This window comes from Actinotignum sanguinis (assembly GCF_030230305.1).
GTDB lineage: Bacteria > Actinomycetota > Actinomycetes > Actinomycetales > Actinomycetaceae > Actinotignum > Actinotignum sanguinis.
On record NZ_JASPCQ010000001.1, the window covers coordinates 44,243 to 64,280 of the forward strand.

General features: G+C 60.4%; 15 protein-coding genes and 1 pseudogene. 5 read left to right on the forward strand and 11 right to left on the reverse strand.

All coding sequences use genetic code 11. The features are described 5' to 3' along the window. Positions 1-18: 18 nt before the first annotated feature. The gene (locus tag QP828_RS00190; protein WP_274733294.1) at positions 19-705 is read left to right on the forward strand and encodes an exonuclease domain-containing protein; all 687 of its coding nucleotides are present in this window, start codon (positions 19-21) and stop codon (positions 703-705) included. Between the two features lie 221 nt (positions 706-926). On the opposite strand, the gene guaB is transcribed toward QP828_RS00190, so the two are convergent. From guaB to glmS, 3 genes are all read right to left on the reverse strand, one after another. Then, a complete protein-coding gene (guaB, locus tag QP828_RS00195) occupies positions 927-2,435 on the reverse strand; it encodes an IMP dehydrogenase (RefSeq protein ID WP_274733296.1) in 1,509 nt (502 codons plus the stop codon). A 206-nt stretch (positions 2,436-2,641) separates the two neighbouring features. Further along, complete coding sequence (locus tag QP828_RS00200) at positions 2,642-5,269, reverse strand: 5'-nucleotidase C-terminal domain-containing protein (RefSeq protein ID WP_274733298.1); 2,628 nt, start codon at positions 5,267-5,269, stop codon at positions 2,642-2,644. A gap of 175 nt (positions 5,270-5,444) precedes the next feature. Further along, positions 5,445-7,409 carry a glutamine--fructose-6-phosphate transaminase (isomerizing) gene (gene glmS, locus QP828_RS00205; protein WP_274778480.1) on the reverse strand — a complete coding sequence of 655 codons (1,965 nt, stop codon included), beginning with the start codon at positions 7,407-7,409 and terminating at the stop codon, positions 5,445-5,447. 372 nt (positions 7,410-7,781) lie between these two features. Between glmS and QP828_RS00210 the strand changes: the two genes are divergently transcribed. Next, entirely contained in the window at positions 7,782-10,721 is a 2,940-nt protein-coding gene (locus QP828_RS00210; RefSeq protein ID WP_274733302.1) for a LamG-like jellyroll fold domain-containing protein, read from the forward strand. Positions 10,722-11,025: 304 nt separating this feature from the next. Here the strand turns inward: QP828_RS00210 and QP828_RS00215 are convergent, their stop codons facing one another. The 4 genes and pseudogenes from QP828_RS00215 to QP828_RS00230 form a co-directional block, all read right to left on the reverse strand. After that, entirely contained in the window at positions 11,026-11,730 is a 705-nt protein-coding gene (locus QP828_RS00215; RefSeq protein ID WP_274733304.1) for a hypothetical protein, read from the reverse strand. A 232-nt stretch (positions 11,731-11,962) separates the two neighbouring features. Further along, positions 11,963-12,997 (reverse strand): annotated as a pseudogene (locus tag QP828_RS00220) (virulence RhuM family protein). A 155-nt stretch (positions 12,998-13,152) separates the two neighbouring features. Next, positions 13,153-13,449 carry a co-chaperone GroES gene (groES, locus tag QP828_RS00225; protein WP_016443059.1) on the reverse strand — a complete coding sequence of 99 codons (297 nt, stop codon included), beginning with the start codon at positions 13,447-13,449 and terminating at the stop codon, positions 13,153-13,155. Positions 13,450-13,644: 195 nt separating this feature from the next. Next, positions 13,645-14,475, reverse strand: coding sequence for an aldo/keto reductase (locus QP828_RS00230; protein ID WP_274733306.1), 831 nt, complete (start codon positions 14,473-14,475; stop codon positions 13,645-13,647). Positions 14,476-14,568: 93 nt separating this feature from the next. On the opposite strand from QP828_RS00230, the gene QP828_RS00235 reads away from it, so the two are divergent. After that, positions 14,569-15,819, forward strand: a complete 1,251-nt coding sequence (locus QP828_RS00235) for a class I SAM-dependent methyltransferase (protein WP_284891008.1) — start codon at positions 14,569-14,571, stop codon at positions 15,817-15,819. A 4-nt stretch (positions 15,820-15,823) separates the two neighbouring features. Here the strand turns inward: QP828_RS00235 and tsaD are convergent, their stop codons facing one another. Continuing rightward, positions 15,824-16,864: a tRNA (adenosine(37)-N6)-threonylcarbamoyltransferase complex transferase subunit TsaD gene (tsaD, locus tag QP828_RS00240; protein ID WP_274733308.1), complete on the reverse strand. Its 1,041-nt coding sequence runs from the start codon at positions 16,862-16,864 to the stop codon at positions 15,824-15,826. A gap of 226 nt (positions 16,865-17,090) precedes the next feature. On the opposite strand from tsaD, the gene QP828_RS00245 reads away from it, so the two are divergent. Both QP828_RS00245 and QP828_RS00250 read left to right on the forward strand, forming a co-directional pair. Further along, a complete protein-coding gene (locus QP828_RS00245) occupies positions 17,091-17,321 on the forward strand; it encodes a hypothetical protein (protein ID WP_150867983.1) in 231 nt (76 codons plus the stop codon). Beyond that, complete coding sequence (locus tag QP828_RS00250; RefSeq protein WP_274733309.1) at positions 17,299-17,940, forward strand: hypothetical protein; 642 nt, start codon at positions 17,299-17,301, stop codon at positions 17,938-17,940. The genes QP828_RS00245 and QP828_RS00250 overlap by 23 nt, the downstream gene beginning before the upstream one ends. Positions 17,941-18,057: 117 nt before the next feature. Here QP828_RS00250 and QP828_RS00255 read toward each other — a convergent pair whose 3' ends face one another. From QP828_RS00255 to tsaE, 3 genes are read right to left on the reverse strand one after another with little or no spacing between them, the layout of a single operon-like run. Further along, complete coding sequence (locus tag QP828_RS00255) at positions 18,058-18,669, reverse strand: GNAT family N-acetyltransferase (RefSeq protein ID WP_274733310.1); 612 nt, start codon at positions 18,667-18,669, stop codon at positions 18,058-18,060. Between the two features lie 9 nt (positions 18,670-18,678). Continuing rightward, on the reverse strand, positions 18,679-19,449 hold the full coding sequence (gene tsaB, locus QP828_RS00260) for a tRNA (adenosine(37)-N6)-threonylcarbamoyltransferase complex dimerization subunit type 1 TsaB (RefSeq protein WP_274733312.1): 771 nt from the start codon (positions 19,447-19,449) through the stop codon (positions 18,679-18,681). After that, positions 19,446-19,973 (reverse strand): tRNA (adenosine(37)-N6)-threonylcarbamoyltransferase complex ATPase subunit type 1 TsaE, encoded by a 528-nt coding sequence (gene tsaE / locus QP828_RS00265; RefSeq protein ID WP_274733314.1) that lies wholly within the window; start codon positions 19,971-19,973, stop codon positions 19,446-19,448. The genes tsaB and tsaE overlap by 4 nt, the downstream gene beginning before the upstream one ends. Between the last annotated feature and the right edge of the window lie 65 nt (positions 19,974-20,038).

A 20,038-nucleotide genomic window follows, 5' to 3' on the forward strand; every position in this document is an offset into this window, starting at 1 on the left:
GCGGAAAGGATAAGAACCGTGTGGACCACGCTGCCGCTTATCGGCTTTGATACAGAAACAACCGGGGTGGATCCCCGGCGTGATCGCCTCGTCACCTGCTCGCTCGTGCGGGTGGATAGTGAGGGCAGCTCACGGCAGTATTGGTTGGCAGATCCCGGGGTAGATATTCCGGAGGCGGCCAGCCGGGTGCACGGCATCACCACGGAGCAGGCACGTTCGGAAGGCCGGCCCATCACGGAAGTTCTCGGTGAAATCGCAGATGTTTTGGGGGCACAGCTAGCGGCCGGCCAACCGGTGGTGGCTTTTAACGCCTCCTATGATTTCACGCTGCTCGAAAGTGAACTGGCCCGCCACGGGCTCCCCACCCTCAGCCAGCGCCTCGGCGGGGATATTTTCCCGGTTATTGACCCCTACCTGCTAGATCGCGGGGTGGATCGCTACCGGAAGGGTAAGCGCCGCCTGGAAAACCTCGTTATGCACTACGGGGTATTCCAGGATGATTCTTTCCATAATGCGGAAGCGGATGTGGTGGCCACGCTCCGGGTATTGGGAGCCATGTTGGAGCGCTTCCCCCAGCTGCGGGAAAAAGAGCTGCGGGAAATCGTGGATATCCAGATCGCGGCCGAACGCGAATTCCAAGAATTTTTACGCAAGGTAGGCCGCTCGGATGGCCCCAAGGAAGGCTGGCCCGTCCCGCGCGCCTAAACCCAGCCACGTGTGTAGTTCGCAGGGTTCTTCCTACCGGACCACGCACAATTCGGCCACGCGCGTCACCCAACCATGCAAGAAGCCGGGTTGCGGCGTCGTACCTTGCGGCGCATAGGGAAGGCCGGGAACATATCAGTGTGTTCCCGGCCCTCACTACCGCCTTCAGCCATGCCACTCGCGGTGGTTCCCACCGGAAGTCTATGTATGGCTAGGCGCCTTTAGGACTTGAGCCCGGAGTAATTCGGGGCTTCCACAGTCATCTCCACGTCGTGAGGATGCGATTCCTTGAGGCCGGCTCCGGTCATGCGGACCATGCGGCCCTTTTCCTTGAGTTCGGCAATGGTGGAGGCACCCGAGTAAAACATGGTCTGGCCCAGGCCGCCCACCAATTCGTAAAGCACCGAAGCCAGCGGGCCGCGGAAGGGAATCTGGCCTTCGATGCCTTCCGGAATGAGCTTCGCATCGGAGGTCACATCGGCCTGGAAGTAGCGATCCTTGGAGTAGGACTTCTTGCCGCGCGAGCTCATCGCACCCAGGGAGCCCATGCCGCGGAAGTGCTTGTACTGCTTGCCGTTCACGAAAATAACCTCGCCGGGAGTTTCCACACAGCCAGCCAGGAGCGAACCGAGCATAACCGTATCCGCACCGGCCACGATGGCCTTGCCAATATCCCCGGACCAGTGCAGGCCACCGTCCGCGATCAGCGGGATACCGGCCGGCTTGCAGGCGCGCGCCGCGTCAACAATAGCGGTCACCTGCGGCACGCCCACACCGGCCACCACGCGGGTGGTGCAGATGGACCCGGGGCCCACCCCAACCTTGACCGCGTCAACGCCGGCGTCGATCAACGCCTGGGCACCCGAGCGGGTAGCAATATTTCCGCCGATAATCTCCACGCCGTCGAAACCAGAATCGGCACGCAGGCGGCGAATCATATCGAGGGCAAGCTTCGCTTCCCCGTTCGCTGAATCGATCACGAGCACGTCCACACCCGCATCGGCAAGCATCCCGGCCCGCTCCCAAGAATCGGTCAGGTAGCCAACGCCCGCACCCACGAGGAGGCGCCCCTGGGAATCCTTCGACGCATTGGGGTACTGCTGGGTTTTAACGAAATCTTTGACGGTGATGAGGCCGGTGAGGCGCCCATCCTCATCAATAAGGGGCAGCTTTTCAATCCGGTGGCTCTTGAGGAGCGCCCGCGCATCCGCGCGGGACACTCCCGTGGGTGCGGTGACCAGCGGCATGCGGGTCATAACATCCTCAACCCGAGTGGTGGCATATTCATCTTCCGGAACGAAACGCAAATCACGGTTGGTAATAATGCCGAGCAGATGCTTCTGCTCATCCACCACGGGAAGGCCGGAAACTCGATACTGCCCGCACAGGGCATCAAGCTGGGCGATCGTGGCATGTGGAGCAACGGTCACCGGATCGGTGATCATACCGGATTCGGAACGTTTAACCTCGCGAACCTGCTGGGCCTGATCTTCCGGGGAAAGATTACGGTGAATAATCCCAATACCGCCCTGGCGTGCCATCGCAACAGCCATATCGCGCTCCGTCACCGTATCCATAGCCGCGGAAGCCATGGGGGTTTTCAGCACAATATTGCGGGTCAGGTGGGAAGAGGTATCGACTTCGGAAGGAATAACATCAGTTGGTTGCGGAACAAGCAACACATCGTCATAGGTTAGAGCAAGAGGAGCAAAATCGTTCACGAAATCCATTTTCCCATGTTATCGCGCCTAGCTGATAACTCCAATGCGGCCGGCACGCGAAAATCAACACAGCTCGCGTGTACCCCGCCCCCGGGCACAGCTGCAAACTCCCAGTTCACGAGCGTGCCCGCGGCTTATATACAACTAGCCCGCAGGCCGGCGGACTCACCTAGGAGCCACGCCAGCCCGCGGGCTAGCAGCGTGGGAGCGCCCCCTTAACGGACTCGGCGGACGGCCGGAGTATCTACGCCGTCGCCATTCCAGTCACCCAGGAGATGCGCATCGGTGTGCTTACCGAAGGAGTACACCGCGCTGGCGGGGCCGGAGCTCAAGGACCCGGCCAGGTAGTAGGCGTTACCGCGGACCACCGCAATCGTGTCCTTTCCGTCGCCATCAGTATCACCCACCAGGGCGATATCCGAGGCACGGCCGAAGGAGAAGGTGGCCGAGGCCGCCCCTCCCAGAGAATCCTGCACGAAGAAAGTATTACCGCGCTGGACCGCTACTTCGTCACGGCCGTCGCCATTGAAATCGCCGGCCAGGTAGGTATCCCCGTGGCGCCCGAAAGTGAAGACGTGGTCTGCCACGCCGCCGCGCAGGGAATCCACCGCGTAAATGGTGTTTCCACGCACCACGGCTACGGTGTCTCGACCGTCGCCGTTCCAATCCCCCACGAGCACCCGGTCACCGGCCTTCCCGAAAGCAAATACCTCGGTAGCGTTCCCGGAGAAGCCGTTAGTCAGGAGGAACTGGTTACCGCGCACAACGCCGAGGCTATCCACGCCATCACCATCCCAGTCCCCGTAAATGAAGTCTTCCCCGGAACGCCCGTAGCCGGTGTCGATACTGCCGGCTCCCGAGTTCCAGTTATTGGTGGCGATGAAGCGGTTGCCCGCCGCAGCACCCGGCTTCGCGGGCTGTTCCGGCTGCGTCGGTTCCGGCTTGCTCGGCTGCGTCGGTTCCGGAGTACCCGGATCCGGCGTTACCGCGGCGGGAGCAACGGCCACCTGGAAGGACACATCGGTGGGCCCGGCCACCACGCGCAGCACGGAATCCGCGGGCGCATCGGCTGGAACCACGACCTGCACGGTGGCCCGGCCGGTGTTATCAAGAGCCGGAGTGACGGTGGTGTCCAGCGCCGCGCTACCAACTTCCACCCCGTTGAGGTAGACGGTGACTTTCTCACCCTTGGGTTCGGTAGAGGTATGGGCCAGCGAGGAGAAGCTCAGCTCCGCGCTTGCACCCGCCCGCAGGGCATCTTCCCCGGTAATGCCCACCGAGGTCTGGTTATAGCGGATCTGGTAGCCGGGATTGGCCTTGAGGAACGCGTTGAATACATCGTTATCGATAAGCCCGGTATCGGCGTAATTGCTACCTTCGCCCAGCACCGTGAAGCCGTCACCGCCGGCCAGGATGAACTGGTTGGAGGCCACGGTATAGACCTTCTTACCCTCCCGATCCAGTTTCTCACCGTTGATGTAGACGGCCTTGACACGCTGGCCCGGGGTGGCATCCGCCGCGGCGTCGAAAACGTAATGCATATTGTAGGAGAGCCCGAGGCGCAGCATGGGCCGCGAGGCGCCTTCCTTGTCATTCCACTGCTGTTCGAGCATGGTGTAGATCTGCGCTTCGGTCAGATCCACGGTGGCATAGGAGTTCCCGAACGGCTGCACCGTGTAGGACTCCTCCAGGGTGACGATGCCGTCCCCGTTGGGGTCTAGATCCGCACGGATCCCGCCCGGGTTAATAATGCCGAAATCGGCCTTTTTCTCCATGCCTTGAGAGTACTGGTAGAAAGCTTCCGCGATCATATTGCCGGCCGAGGATTCGGTCCCGCGGTTCGCCCCGGTATCGTTCCCGTTATTGGTGCCACGGTTCGCGATTCCCTCAATGGTCCCGATCTGCTGAGCGCCCAATTCCTTGGCTTTCACTTCGGCAGCCTGGTACATCTTGTCGATATCGGCTGACTTGGGGACCTCGGGGTTCTTGTAGTCAATCGCAATATTGGCGGCCTGAGCACTCACGAGCTTCTTAGCTGCGGCGTCGTACACAAAAGTGTAACGGCCGTACATGCGCCCGTATTCGCCCACTTCCAGAACCGGCGCGCCCGAAGGCGTGGTCACGCTATCCACGGCGAGGTGCGTGTGACCGGCGACGACGGCGTCCACATCGCTTCCGAGCGTTGCCGCTACCGCATTATTGGCGTGCATCAGGGCGACGACGATATCCGCCTCCCCGTTGCTTTCGTCCCCATCCTTGAGCAGCGCGGCCTGGGCATCCACAGCCTTGACGGGATCCTTAATATCCAAGCCGGTAATCGCGGTGGGAGACACCAGGGTATTGAGCTCGTCAGTCACACCGGAAACGAAAGCCACCCGCACTCCGCCAACCGTCTTAGCGGTGTAGGGAGCGATTTTTTCCGTATCGATACCGCCCACACTCGCCAAAGTCCACGGGAATTCGGAGGCCGGTACGATGCGGTTCTCGAAATCCTTGACGCCCTGGTCGAATTCGTGATTGCCCGCCCCGGAAAGGTCGAGCTTCATGGCGTTGAGAATATCGAGGGTGGGCTGGTCATTGGCGATCGAAGAAACGTAGGCGGAGCCGCCCACCAGATCCCCGTTGCCCACGAAGAGGGTATTCGGATTGGCCTTGCGCAGCTCATCAATCTGGTAATCGAGGGCAGCCGCATTCTCGATATGGCCGTGGAAATCGGAGATCGCCGCGATGTCAATGGTGACGTGGTCGGCTGGCGCTGCATGAGCCGGCGTGGTGAGCACGCCGGCGCCCAGTACCGCGACCGCACCGAACGCGGTCATACGCCGAAGGGAGAATATGGTCATGGTGTTCCTTCATCCGAGGGAAATAGGACACCGCCACCCTACGAAGCGCGGGTTAACGCCCGGCCAAGTGAATGTGACTGGAAAGTGAGCGCCGGGTGGCCGGGGCCGGCGGGAAGCCGCGAGCGCGCCGGCCCTTGGCCGGAGCTGGCGCGCAACCGGCCACCCGCCGTTCCAGCTATTCGACCGTCACCGATTTAGCCAGGTTGCGCGGTTTATCCACGTCATAGCCGCGCACCGCCGCCATCTCCGAGGCGAAGATCTGCAGGGGGATCACGGTGACGAGCGGCATCATGAGGGTGGGCGTGCCGCGGGGTGCCCAGAATACCGAGGTGGCGAAATCGCGCACGGCGTCGTCGCCCTCCTCCGCAACCACAATGGTTCGTGCCCCGCGCGAACGGACCTCTTGCAGATTCGAGAGCGTTTTCGCGTGCAACTCGGGGCGGCGCGGGGTCGGGACGATCACGAAAATAGGCAGATCTTCGGTCACGAGCGCAATGGGGCCGTGCTTGAGTTCCCCAGCGGCGAAACCTTCGGCGTGCACGTAGGCAATTTCTTTGAGTTTGAGGGCGCCTTCGAGCGCGATGGGGAAGCCGACGTGCCGGCCGAGGAAAAGCACCGAGTTTTCGCCCTTGAGCTCGCGGGCCAGGGCGCGGATCTGCGGTTCCTGGGCGAGCATTTTTTCCATGCGCGCCGGCATGCGTTCGAGTTCGTCGAGGTAGCCGGTGATTTCATCGCGGAATTTATTGCCGCGAATCTGGGACAGGTAGAGTCCAAGCAGGTAGGAGGCGGTGATTTGGGCAACGAAGGCCTTGGTGGAAGCCACCGCAATTTCGGGGCCGGCGTGGGTGTAAAGCACCGCGTCGGATTCGCGCGCGATGGTCGAGCCGTACGTGTTCACGATGGCAAGGACTTTCGAGCCCTGCTCGCGCGCGTGGCGCACCGCCATAATCGTGTCCATCGTTTCCCCGGATTGCGAGATCGCGACGACGAGCGTCTTCTCCCCCACCACCGGGTCGCGGTAGCGGAATTCGGAGGCGAGCTCCACCTCCACCGGGATACGGCACCAATGCTCAATGGCGTAGCGGGCCACCTGCCCAGCATAAGAAGCGGTACCCGCGGCAATAACAATAATTTTATCGATGGTGCGCAGCACAGATTCACTAATGCGCATCTCGTCCAATTGAAGAGAATCGTTGACCACGCGCCCGCGTAGCGTATCGGCGACGGCGCGCGGCTGCTCGTGGATCTCTTTGTCCATGAAAGTGGCGTATCCACCCTTGACCGCTGCCGAAGCATCCCAATCCACCGTAAATTCCCGGCCCGCGCGCGGCGAGCCGTCAAAACCGAGGAGGCGCACCGTATCCGCGCTGATTTCCACCACGGTATCTTGGGGCACTTCCAGAGCGCGCTGGGTTTCGGAGATAAAAGCGGCCACATCGCTGCCCAGGTAGTTCTCCCCTTCTCCCAGGCCGATCACCAGCGGGGAATTACGCCGGGCCGCCACCACGGTATCGGGGCGGTCGCGGTCGATAGCAACAAGGGTGAAGGAGCCGTCAATAATATTCGCGGTGGCGAGCATGGCGCGGAAGAGGGCCGAGCCTGAATCTGTGGCGCCGGTGGTGGGCTCCGCGGCCGTCGCCTCTACCGCGGCCGTCGCCTCTACCGCGGCCGTCGCCTCTACCGCGGCCAGCTGCTGGGCGAGGATATGCGCCGCGATTTCCGAATCGGTATCGGAGATGGGAGTGATACCGTCCGCCGCGAGCGCCTGGGCGAGTTCGCGGTAGTTTTCGATAATTCCGTTATGGACGATAGCAACCCGCCCGTCAAAAGAGACATGGGGATGGGCGTTGGTATCGGAGGGCGAACCGTGAGTGGCCCAACGGGTGTGCCCGATGGCCACCTGCGCGGGTGGCAAGGGAGTATCGCTAAGGGCGTGGCGCAGGTTATCGAGGCGCCCGGCACGCTTGACCGCACGCAGGCCTTCCGGCCCCGCCACCGCTACCCCGGCCGAGTCGTAGCCGCGGTATTCCAGGCGGGCTAAGCCTTCGAGGACCACCTGAAGGGCGCGCTGTGTACCGCTGTTTGTTCTTCCCTGTTCTGCTCGCGAGCGCGGGCCCGCGTACCCAACAATTCCGCACATGGAAGTTAAAGTACTGCGCCGGTGGCTCCAAGAAAAGAGCCAACACCCTTAAAAGCCGCATATTTGCGCAGGTCAGACAAATTTAGTTACGGGCATCCGGAAACTTGCTCGCCAACGCCGCTGCAGCGCGTACGAGGCGCGTACAAACCTGGTTTCTGAGTACCACCACACACACGCCGTGTAACTCACTTCACAAATAGTTGTCAGACTTAAAGTCCATAAAACGCTTGCACCTGGGCGTAGACCTCCTAGAATGTTCACAACAAGGACCGGTCATCTTGTAGACGGAGTACCCCAACCCAGTTGGGAGCATCGGCAGCGCTGCCGATGCTAGGTGCTCCACATATAGCAATCCATCGAAAGTGAAGACTGGTGAAACGGTTATATAGATTCATATCATGCGCAAGCGCGTTCCTGCTCGCCTTGCCAGCCGGGGGCACGCTCGTCGCGCACGCGGCGGAGGAGGCCGAGGGAGCAGCCCCGATTCATAAATACTCCTTCAATACCGACCTCGCGGATTCTGCGGGCCAACGCAATCCAGATCAGGCACAGGCGCCGCTGGTGGCCGGCGTATCCGGCACAGCCCTGCGGGTCGAAAACGGTAAGGGCCTGAGCTTTTCCCAGCCGATCTCGATTGGTGAGAACGACCCGTGGTCGGTGAGCTACTGGGTGCGCTCGGATGCCGCGCCGCGTGAGCGCTCATCAGTCCTCATGGATAAAGAGAAGAATTTTTCTTTTGATCTCAAATTAGCTGCCGGCCGCCAAGCTGGATTCCATGTAGGTCAGCGAAGCGGTGATGTTCTCACCTTCAAATACGATTTTTCCGGTGGCACCTGGTATCACGTCGCGTGGACGCAGTCGAAATCCGCTGGCATGACGATGTATGTCAACGGGCAAGCCGTTGATACAAATGCCTGGACGAAGAACCACCGCGCCCTCATCCCAGCGGACATCATTGGTGGAACGGGTTTCACCGGCGCCATTGATGAACTGGCGGTTTACAACTCTGCGCTGAGCGCGGCTGATGTGAAGGCCCTTTATGACAAGGAGCGGCCGCAGAATTCCGGCCAAGAAAATCCAGATCCGGGTAAGCCGGTTCCAGATCAGCCGGATCAAGATGAACCTGCGCAAGCTCAGCTACCGCTGCGCAATACCATTCCCGAATACAAACTTAGTGCCGATAACGTGAGCACCGTTATGCGCCAGCCGGGTGGTAACCGCCAGTACTTGGGCCAACCCGATGTGGTTCAAACGAAAACGGGGCGCTTGATCTCCGCTTTCCCGGCCGGGCACGGTAAAGGCCCGCTGGTCATGATGGTCTCTGATGACCAGGGAGCCACCTGGACAGAGAAAACCGATACCCCGAAGTCGTGGACCGGTTCGCAGGAGACTCCCACGCTGTATTCCCTGATCCGGGAGGACGGCTCGGAGCGCCTCGTGCTCATCACCGCTAACCCGGGCTGGGGCGTTGATAATGCCGGCAATCGTTACGGGTGGAATACCTCCTATTCGGATGACAATGGCGAGACGTGGAGCGAATACAAGAATTTCCACCCGGTACGTCAGCACGACGGGAAGGACAACGCCGCGATTGTGGCCATGGCATCACTGGTGCAGCTGCGTGACGACGCAGGTCAGCCGATTCAAAAATGGATGGGCGTGTACCACGACTACAGTTTCGTCAATTACAAGACCTACCTGACCTTCGAGAACGGTGTTGAGAAGTGGTCTGATCCGGTTCCTTATCTTGCGGAATACCGGGATATTGAAAAGTCCCATCAGATGTGTGAGATCGGAATGTTCCGTTCTCCCGATGGCAAGCAAATCGTGGGTTTGGCGCGCAGCCAGTCCCACGCACATCTCCCCACGATGATTGTGTCGAAGGATGAGGGGAAGACGTGGTCACAGCCGGTCGAGCTTCCCGGTTCCCTCGCCGGAGAACGGCATAAGCCGACATATGATCCCGTTTCGGGCCGCGTGGTGGTTCCGATGCGGGAAATCCGCTACGACCTCAACGGGAACGGGCGCCACGATGGGGCTAGTGACTGGAAAGCCGGCAACTGGGTGGCCTGGGTCGGTACTTTTGATGATTTGATGAACCAGCGTGCAGGGCAGTATCGCATTCTCCTGGAGCGGGACTGGTCGAATAACCGTTACGGCGGGGATACCGGATATACGGGTGTCACAACGCTGCCCGATGGCACGTTTATCATGCATTCCTACGGTCACTGGGATAAAGACTTTTCACATTCGTGGAAGGGAACAGCCGGGCGCGGGTACGATGTACGCACCGATCTTGCGTATATCAAGCAAGCGAAATTCACCCTGGCTGGGTTTGAGCAATCAGCAGGGATTGCGCAACCCGATCCGAAACCTGTTCCTTCAGTAACGACGACGCCTACCGAGAAACCGGCACCTTCGGCACAGCCTGTTCCCTCGGCTACGCCCACTCCCCCGGTGCCGCCAACGCCTACGGCTCAGCCGACGCCGACAGTGAAGCCAGCTCCTACAGAAAAGCCGGATCCAACGGTGCAGCCGACTCCCACGGTGTCCCCTGACCCGACTCCGGCGCCTGACCCGACTCTGGTGCCTAGCCCGAGCGCAACTGATGTTCCGGAAAAACCGGGTAACACCGGTAATACGTTCTACCTGTCCAATGATTGGAAGTCCGGGGCAGCCGAGCCGGCCTTCTCCTACGGGCGAGCCGGTGACGAAGTCCTGGCCGGGGATTGGAATGGTGATGGTCAGCAAACCTTGGCTGTCCGCCGCGGCAACCAGATCTACATCAAGAACAGCCTCGCCGGTGGAATCGCAGATGAGGTGATCTCCTTCGGGCGCGCTGATGACACTATCGCGGTCGGTGACTGGGATGGCGATGGTAAGGATACCTTCGCTGTCCGGCGCGGCAACCAGATCTTCGTTCTCAACTCGATTCGTTCGGGTGCAGCTGATGCAACCGTGAGCTTCGGGCGCGACGGCGATACCTTGGTCAGCGGTGATTTTGACGGTGACGGGAAGGTCAGCTTCGCGGTCCAGCGTGGCAATCAGTTCTTCGTGACTAACTCGCTCACGGGCGGTAAGGCTGAGATGAGCTTCTCCTATGGCCGGATCGGTGACCGAGTCTTGGTAGGTGACTGGGATGGCGATGGCGTGGATACCTTCGCGGTGCACCGCGGCAACCAGGTATTCCTAGCAAACTCACTCAAGAGCGGCAATGCTGATGTGGCGCTGGCGTACGGAAATCCCGGCGACCAGCTGCTCGTGGGCGATTGGGATGGTGATGGCGTTGATACGCCAATGCTCCGCCAATGATCTATCGCTGACACAACACTGTTAGCAGCCCGTTAACAACTAGCTCCTTGTGCGGGATGCTGGCCCACCGGCCGGTATCCCACCCATGACAAACGGAAGGGGAGGCCCCGGATTATCCGGGGTCTCCCCTTCCCTCACGTTCAGCTAGAAACAAAGTGGACGTGGCTGACAGTTTTCCGCTAATTTTCTGTTCCTGACGCACACTTGACGGCCCGAACGGTCCGGAATGCACTGTGAGACTTGTGCGTAGCTGATCTGGGATCGGCTGGCCGGGAGCCCAGCTGCGCCGCAATTAACTGTCGAGCTAGCCCCGGTCCTCTTGAGAGTGCGGATCTGAGTGCGCATCAGGCTGCCCCGCGGCGTCGGGCTCGGCACGCGGCGGAATAAAGTTAACGCGGTGCGGCCGGAATTCAAAACCACCCGGCTTTACCGTGATAATCGGACTGGTGTCCTCCGGTAAACCGAGCCGCTTGCGGCGCTCGGCCGCTCTGCGCCGAGCTATCTCCCGCCGCTCTATGCGCAGTTCTATAGCTATGTCCTCAAGCGCTTTCTTGGCTGCCAGCGTGGCTTCTCTCTCCTCCGCTATGGTCAAGCCGGATTTCCACTGCCGTATCCCGATCACCTCAATAATCGCGACCGCGGTAGCCACACCACCACAGATGAGTGCCTGCCGAGAGTCCCACGTCAGTGCGAGCGCGACAAGAAAATAGACCCCTGCGAAGAATGCAATCCGGCTCAGCGGAGGAAGCCATCCTCCCGGGTGGGGGTGATGGTACCTTTGCTGTTGCCACAGGTGCGGGATAGTCGAAAGAAACTCAACAGCCACGGTGCTCAGCACAACAATGAGCAGCAGAGCGAAAAAATTCACCTGATGAGAGAGGAACAACCTGCTCAGCGCCAGCGCAATCACAATACCTATCGCGGTCAGCGTGCCGACAATGAGGTGCCCGCTCCATGACCGGTGGAAAGGCACCGGCGTCCAATCCGGATCCGGAGAAACACGAACCATAGCTATCCCTTCACTCGACGCATGTGCAAAGTGTGCGCGACGGACAGTTTTCCGCTAATTTTCTGTTCCTGACGCACACTTGACGGCCCGAACGGTCCGGAATGCACACCCTGTCCAGATTCAAAACTTGCGCCCGCTCCTCGCCGCGTTCCGTCACAACCAAACTGCCACCTATTGGCGCCTCAATTTAGGCTCCAAGCATTACATCAGCATTTCTTTCACACGCCATTAGCTAGTCGCCCCTGGAGGCTTGTTTTGCCTCACCCTCAATCTCCTTGATCGCTCTAAGATAGTCTTTCTCAACCGGAGATAGAGTCTGAGTTTGGAATTTGCGGTACTCGCTGATCGCTTTATCCACGGCTTGCTGGTGACTGATCTTTCCAGCGCCACAGAGCACTGGTTTGCCGGTAGCGGCCAAAAGTTTGTCGAGATGCTCGACATAGTCGGCCATACGCATCGGATTGTGGCTCATTGCCTGGACTTCAGCGAAATCAAAATAACCCGACACCAACCTGTTCAAGATTTTAAGCTCATCTTCACTCAGGTAATTCTTCGCGATTTTGACCTCGGATAATATCGGCAAGTCACCTTTGAACGTAGTTAGCCCCATGAACGGCTGAGTGGCATCAGCACGTTCATAGATCACCTCAGCAGCAGTGTGCCCATGCACAGCGTAATGAAGTTTGTTTTGCACCATTTTAAAAAACGCAACTGACTCAGCACTACGCGGGTCATAATCAACACTCGTGGCCTACAGGTCAAGCACTTGCCGGTACATCACCTTTTCTGACGAGCGAATGTCCCGAATGCGCTCCAGCAGCTCACGCCAGTAGGCGCCACCACCAAAGTTTTTCAACCGCTGATCATCAAGAACAAAGCCCTTGACCAGATACTCTTTCAGCCGCTCAGTTGCCCACCTGCGAAACTTGGTTGCCGTCTTGGATTTCACCCGGTAACCCAACGAAATAATCATGTCGAGGTTGTAGTGGGCGACCAGGTAGCGTTTACCGTCAGCGGCAGTTGTTCGGAATTTCCGAACAACTGATTCTTCGTCCAGTTCACCTTCTTCGAAAATATGCTTGATGTGCTCACTGAGATTGGATTTCGAGGACTGAAACAACTCTGCCATCTGTGCTTGAGTCAACCAGACTGTTTCCCCTTCGAGGCGCACCTCAATATCAGCAGCGCTATCAGGGTTGTAGTAGATCAACACCTGCCCAACATCCGCCTGAGCATCGAATCCTTCTTCGTTTGGAACGCTATCCATCACACCCCCGTAGAACGTTTATGCAACATGTTGAACACAAGTGTATGCAAAAACGTGGTGGGGCCGGCCCGAGAGAGCCAGCCCCACCACGTACTACGCTGCCGCCGAATCGCGGCGCTACTAGTTGCCGCAAAAACGGCGCTGCCTAGGTGATGTTACTTTTCCACCACGGCGAGCACGTCACGCGCGGAGAGGATGATGAATTCATCCCCGCCGTACTTGACTTCGGTGCCTCCGTAGCGGGAGTACACCACAACGTCCCCCACCTTGACATCCATGGGGACGCGGTTGCCCTTGTCATCAATACGACCCGGACCCACCGCCAGCACGGTGCCCTCCTGGGGCTTTTCCGAAGCGGTATCGGGAACGATCAGACCGGAAGCGGTGGTCGTTTCTGCTTCTGCCTGGCGGATAACAACGCGATCCTCAAGCGGCTTAATGGAGACCGACATGCGGCTCCTCCTTACTTCTCAACTCGTGCACTACAAACGCGCTCAGAACCGGGACCCGCCGTCGCGGGGGCCGGGCCCGCACTAAGCACAAGCCGTAGCATGAACTACGTCCGCTATTAAAGGTAAGCCGCACTTAGCACTCAGTCAAGGTGAGTGCTAAGGATTTGCGAAAAGCGAAGTTTCTCGCACGCGCGCTTAGTTCACCTCATCAGGGTGAGAGCTCACCCGCCCGGCTTCCCCGGCATCCAGCCCGGCAATCGCCCGCATTTCCGCGGCACTGAGCTCAAAATCGAAGATATCGATATTCTCTTCCATGCGCGCCCGGTGGGTGGTTTTCGGGAAAACGATATGCCCACTTTGCAGATGCCAGCGCAGCGTCACCTGCGCGGCCGTTTTCCCGTACGCGCGAGCCGCGGCCGCAATCGGCCCCAGCTCATCAAGCCCGTACTTGGACTGCCCCAGCGGCCCCCACGCCTCAATCTTGATGTCGCGCGCGGCGCAATACTGGGAAACGTCGCGTTGCTGGAAACGCGGGTGCAGCTCAACTTGGTTCACGACCGGTACGACGCCGCCATCGGCCAGGATGCGATTGAGATGCGCAGGTTGGAAATTGGATACGCCCACCGAACGAACCAGCCCGGCCTCCCGGAAGCTCACCAGATCTTTCCATGCCTCCCCGTACAGTCCCTGCTGGGGTGCCGGCCAGTGAATGAGATAGAGATCCACGTAATCAAGCCCGAGCTTGTCCAAAGATTGCGCCAGCGCGGCCGGAGCATCGGCCTGCCGGTCATTCCACAGCTTCGTGGTGATAAACAGCTCCTCGCGCGGGATACCGGAGGCCGCAAGCGCGCGCCCCACCTCAGCTTCATTGCCGTAAATGGCTGCGGTGTCAATATGCCGATACCCGGTGGCCAGCGCCTCGCTCACCACGCGCTGCGCCTCCTGCGGCTCCACCAGGAAAACGCCGAAGCCGAGCTGCGGGATGGTGTGTCCGTCGTTCAATGTCAATGTCGGAATATTAGCCATATCACATAGTGTGCCAGGTGCGGGCTGGTCTGGCCAGGTTTCACCTCCCAAGCACGTTAGGTTCCACCTCCCCGGGCACGCTAGGCTAGGAGCGTGGAACAGCTCGACGTCGCCCACTGGCTCACCTCCCCCGCCGGGCAGGCCCTCCTGGCCACCATGCCGGCCCACAACGTGGCCGACGCTTTCAAACTTTCCACTGAGCTGCGTGAACGCGGCCTGAGCCCCGCGCAAAGCTCCGCTGTTCTCACTCAGACCCGCTTGCGTGATGCCGCCCGCGCAAAATTCGGGGAACGTGCCGCGCGCATGTTCTTCACCGACGCCGGCCTCCAGCAATCCACCCGTGCCAGCGTGGCCCGCCAGCACGCCTCGGTCTTCCAGCGTGCCGGGGTCACCTCCGTGCTCGATTTCGGGTGCGGGATCGGGGCGGATTGCCAAGCTTTTGTGGACGGCGGCTTAACCGCTCTGGGAGTGGAGCGCGACCCGGTCACCGCTCATTTCGCGCAGGCTAATGCCGGCTGCGCCGTCGTACCAACAGATGGGTACGCCCTGCTGGAGCAGTACGACAACCGGGAGGGGCTGTGGTTGGATCCGGCGCGGCGTGATGCGCGGGGGAAGCGGATTTCACACTCGGAACACTGGCAGCCGGCTCTTAGTGACGCTATTGCGCTCGCGCGGGAGTTTCGGGTCACCGGTATTAAGCTCGGGCCCGGGATTCGCTACGCGGATTTGCCCGCCGATGCGTTTGTCGATTGGGTGAGCGTGGACGGGGACCTCGTGGAGGCGGTGGCGTGGTTTGGTACGCGCGATCCGGGGCGCGGCGCCACGATCCTCACCGAAAAGGCCGGGCAGCACCGCGGCACCACTTCCGCCACTTCCGCCAGCCCCGCTCCCGGGAACTTGGTCGGCTACTACCGCACCTGGCGCGGGGATCCGAGCCAGTCGGCCGCTCCCCTGCCGGCCCGCCCTCTGGATGCCTACCTGTATGAGCCGGATCCGGCGCTCATGCGCGCCGGGGGCCTCGACCAGGTGTGTAGCGATTTTGATTTAGCTCCGATTTCGCCCGGGCTCGCGTATCTAAGTGGCGACGCCGTCGCCTCCCCGCTCCTCGCCCGTTTCAAAATACTGGACGTGCTCCCGCTGCACGCCAAAACCGTGGCTGCCGAGCTGCGCAAACGCGGCGTGGTGCGGGCCGAAATCAAAAAACGCGGAACCGATATTGACCCGGCGCTCTTCCGCAAACAACTCCAGCTGCACAAGAACGCCGGGGAGGCCGAGGCCACCGTGATCCTCACCCGGATCCTCGGCGAGCATCGGGCTATCGTGGCCGAACGCGAAGGCTGGTAAAAAGTTAGAAAGCTACCAAGTCGAGGGGCATATTCGTGTCCACCGTAATATCGAGGGCCGACGGCGCCCGCCCGCTCACCGCCACACTGTAACCGAGGGCCGCAATCATGGCGCCATTATCGGTGCAGTAGCGCAGTGCCGGGATACGCACGGTGATCCCGCGTTCGGCTCCGCGCTGGGCGGCCAGTTCCCGCAGCCGGGAATTTGCGGAGAATCCTCCACCCACCACCAGGGTGTCACAGCCTTTATCTTCGCAGGCGCGCAGGGCTTTATCGGTGAGAGTATCGGTAATCGCTTCGGTGAATCCAGCGGCAATATCGGGAACATTGACCTCTTCGCCGCGTTCCTCCAGGCCCTCGATATAGCGAGCCACCGCGGTTTTCAGGCCGGAGAAGGAGAAATCATAACGATGGCGAGCTTTGTTCTTCCCGCCTTCCAGGCCGCGCGGGAAACGGATGGCATCGCGGTTACCGGTACGCGAGAGCCGGTCAATATGCGGGCCGCCCGGGTAGGGCAGGCCGAGGAGGCGCCCCACTTTATCGAAAGCTTCGCCGGCGGCATCATCCAGCGTGCCACCCAGCTCGGTGACATCTCCGGCAATATCACGCACGTGCAGAATCGACGAATGCCCACCGGAAACAACCAGGCCAATAAAGCTCTCCGGGAAAGGCCCGCTGGCCAGCTGGTCCACCGCCAGGTGCCCGATAATATGATTAACTCCGTACAGCGGAATGTCCAGCGCCAAGGCCAGGGATTTCGCCGCGGATACCCCCACGGTGAGCGATCCGATAAGTCCCGGGCCGGCGGTCACCGCAATGGCATCCAGGTCGCGCAGCCCCACACCTGCTTTCTCCAGGGCGGCATTCAAGGTGGGGACCATTTGCTGGAGGTGAGCACGCGAAGCAATCTCGGGAATAATGCCGCCGTAACGGGCATATTCATCCATTGAGGTGGCGGTGACATCCGCCAGCAATTCGCCGTCACGTACGATGCCGATCCCCGTTTCATCGCACGAGGTTTCGATTCCCAAAACTGTTGTACTCACGCCCGCTAATCTTACTCCTTTAACGCTTATTCCTCACTGGCATCGGGGTCCGCTCTCATCCGCATCGTTGGTAGCGATGGGCGAGAAGTTATCCACAAAATCGCCACGCGCTACCCTTTTCCACAGGGAAATAGCTAGCTCTTTTTTGTGTCTCTATGCCATGCGAGAATGGCGGAGAAGGACGGGGATAACCACCCGGAACTATAGGAGTAAGGGAGTGACAGATATGACTGCGCAGCCGGACCGTTTGTATTTTCCGGACCGTGTTTACAACTCACTGGAGGAGGTTCTCGAGCGCAAGGAAGAAATCTTGCGTGAGGTCAGAATGACCCGGGAAGAATTCGACCTCCGGGCCGATAATTACCAGCTCGGTCCAAAAGAAACTCACGCCTACATTGAGATGGAAGGCCTAGATTACTTTGAGGAGATGTACCGTGGTGAGCGAACACTTGGATGAGCGAACCAATGAGTTCGCCTCGCATCTACAGCTGATTGGGGAGCTGATCGATCCCGGTTTTTCATTGGTAAAACAAGAAGGCACAAAGGGAACCCTTCCGTCAAAAAGACTGTTGGGAAGTATTTACGTTGATCGTTTCCTCATTGTCCGTTTCGATTACGTGGTTTTCCTCGATCCAGAGGCCGGTCTTCTTACTGTTAATCAGTCAACGTTCTCGGTGATCCGTGGGAAAGATGGAAAAGAGCCCTTGGTGCGCTGGGATTATATTCGCTCACCACGCTCGAATATCCCCTGCGCGCATATCCAGGTACATGCCCATCGTGATGAATGGACACATGCTTTGCTCCTGGGCGGCCACCACTCCCGGCGCTCGCGCCGGCGCATCAAGAACGAAGCACGCACTCCCCGTATTGCCGATGTCCACTTCCCGGTAGGCGGGCGCAGGTTCCGGCCCTGCCTGGAAGAAATCCTCCTCTTCGTTATCGACGAGTTCGGGGTGGCATGCACACCCGAAGCCCGCGCAACACTCGAACAAGGCATGCGGAAATGGGAGGAGAGCCAGGTGCGGGCCGTGGTGCGTCATAACCGTACCATCGCACTCCAAGCCCTCGAAGCGTAACCACCCGCACTTGAGTCAGGAATTCAGTTCTCTGGCGCGATAAAAGCCCAGGATTATACGCCAATACGAATCCCACCACGCCGCAACGAGCTAACTCAGAGCTTGCTCAGTTAGTGCTCATACCTCACCGGCATCGGGAGCCGCGCTCTCACCGCCGCCGGCTTGCTCACCAACACCGGTTTCTGCATGGCCGCGCAGCGCGCACCGCATAATCGTGGCATCCGCCCCGTGGTAGTAGCCCGGGCGCCGCCCCACTGCGATAAAGCCGCGCGAAGCGTAGAGCCCGGTGGCAATCGGGTCCTCCGAACGCACTTCCAGGAACATGGTTTCCCCACCGGCATCACGCGCGAGCGTCATGAGGTCATCCAAGAGCGCGCCGCCCAGGCCCTGCCCGCGCACCGCCCCCGCGACCGCGAGGGTGAGAATTTCGGATTCCACTCCCAGGCTCACCCCACCGGCTGCCAGGATAGGAGGATGCATATCATCTAGCGCATTAATGGAAGGAACGGAATTGCACACCTCAGCTACCTCCCGCGGAGGCTCCACCGTGTAGAGCAGATACACTTCACTGCTGGCCCGCAGCGCCTGTTCCCAGGCTCCACGCGGCCAGGATTCTCGCGTTCCAAATTGCGCCGCATCGAAACGCGCCAGGTCGCGCGCCCAGCTCGCATCAGCTACCACCCGCCGCACCGGCAGATCGCGCCAATGCCGCGGCATATTGGCCGTCATCGTCCGCGCCTAGCTGCCCAGGTAACCGCTGCCCGCCGGCTGGGCCACCCCCTGCGCGATATCGGGGCGCCGCAAATACTGCGGTTCGGTATCGAGCACCTCACCCGCGGCAAGCTTCGCCGCCGCGCGCGCCACCATGAGCTCCGGTTCGCATTCCACCACGTGTGCCCCGCTCAGTTCCGGATACATATCCTCATGGGAAACGACGACGCTCGTATGTTCGCCGCGCAATTCCGGCACCTCGGCCGGGCGGATAATCCGGGGGCCGTCCACCACGCGCAGCGCGCCACTGAGTGCCTTACCGCAGGCAGCCGCCTCCGAGGTCGCACCAGACACTGCGCCAGCACCCGCTTCCGGAGCACCCGCGACCGCTTCGGCTGCCAACACGTAAAGTTCCTTACGCCGGGCATCAATCACCGCGAGGGCGCGGGCAGCACCCTCGCGCAGCGCACCCATGGCCCGCACTTCCAGAGATGAGACGCCGTATAGCGGAACATCCCAGGCAAAGGCAAGAGTACGGGCAGTCACGAGACCGGCGCGCAACCCGGTGAATGCTCCGGGCCCGGTTCCCGCCACGATAGCGTCCGCGCGGTCCACCCCGGCTGCCTTCAGCACTGCGGCAACCATCGGGGTGAGGGTTTCCGCATGGTGGCGCGAATCCGCAGAAACTTCGCGGGCCAAGGTGGCGATGTTCCCGGTGGCGCCGTCGTTCCCGAAACGATCCACGCGAACCAGGCCCACCACGGACAGATCGCTGGTATCAATGGTCAAAATATTCATGAAGCATTCTCCTGGTGGTACGAGGCGAGCAAGTCGGCAGCGAGCTGGCGCGAACGCGGGCCGGAGGCACGCAGCGTGAGGGTGCGCGGCGAATCAACGTACAGGTCAAGCACATCGCTACCCGCTTCCGAGCCAACGGGCCGATCAATATCTATATCGAGGCGGTCATTTGTGAGGACTTCAGTTTTGCCCTCGCCCCATTCCACCACGGTGGCGGATTCTTCCAGGGAGGAATCCAGGTCCAGGGCGTCCAGTTCTTCCAGGGAGGTGAGGCGGTAAGCATCCACGTGGACGAGGTCGGGACCGCCCGCCCGCGCGCGGTGCACATTGGCAATAACGAAGGTCGGGGAAGTTACGCGCCCGCCCACGTTCATCCCTTCCGCGATCCCGCGGGTCATTGTGGTTTTCCCGGCGCCCAGCGGCCCGTTGAGCATGATGAGGTCGCCGCCGCGCAGGAGCTTTCCGAGGGCACGGCCCACCGCGTGCATCGCATCGGCGTCCGCAATAAGGATCTTCTCAGTCACCGTGCTATTCTACGTCGCTTCGCAGCCGCGGGCGTAGGCCACCCTAAGCCACAGGGCACCGTAAG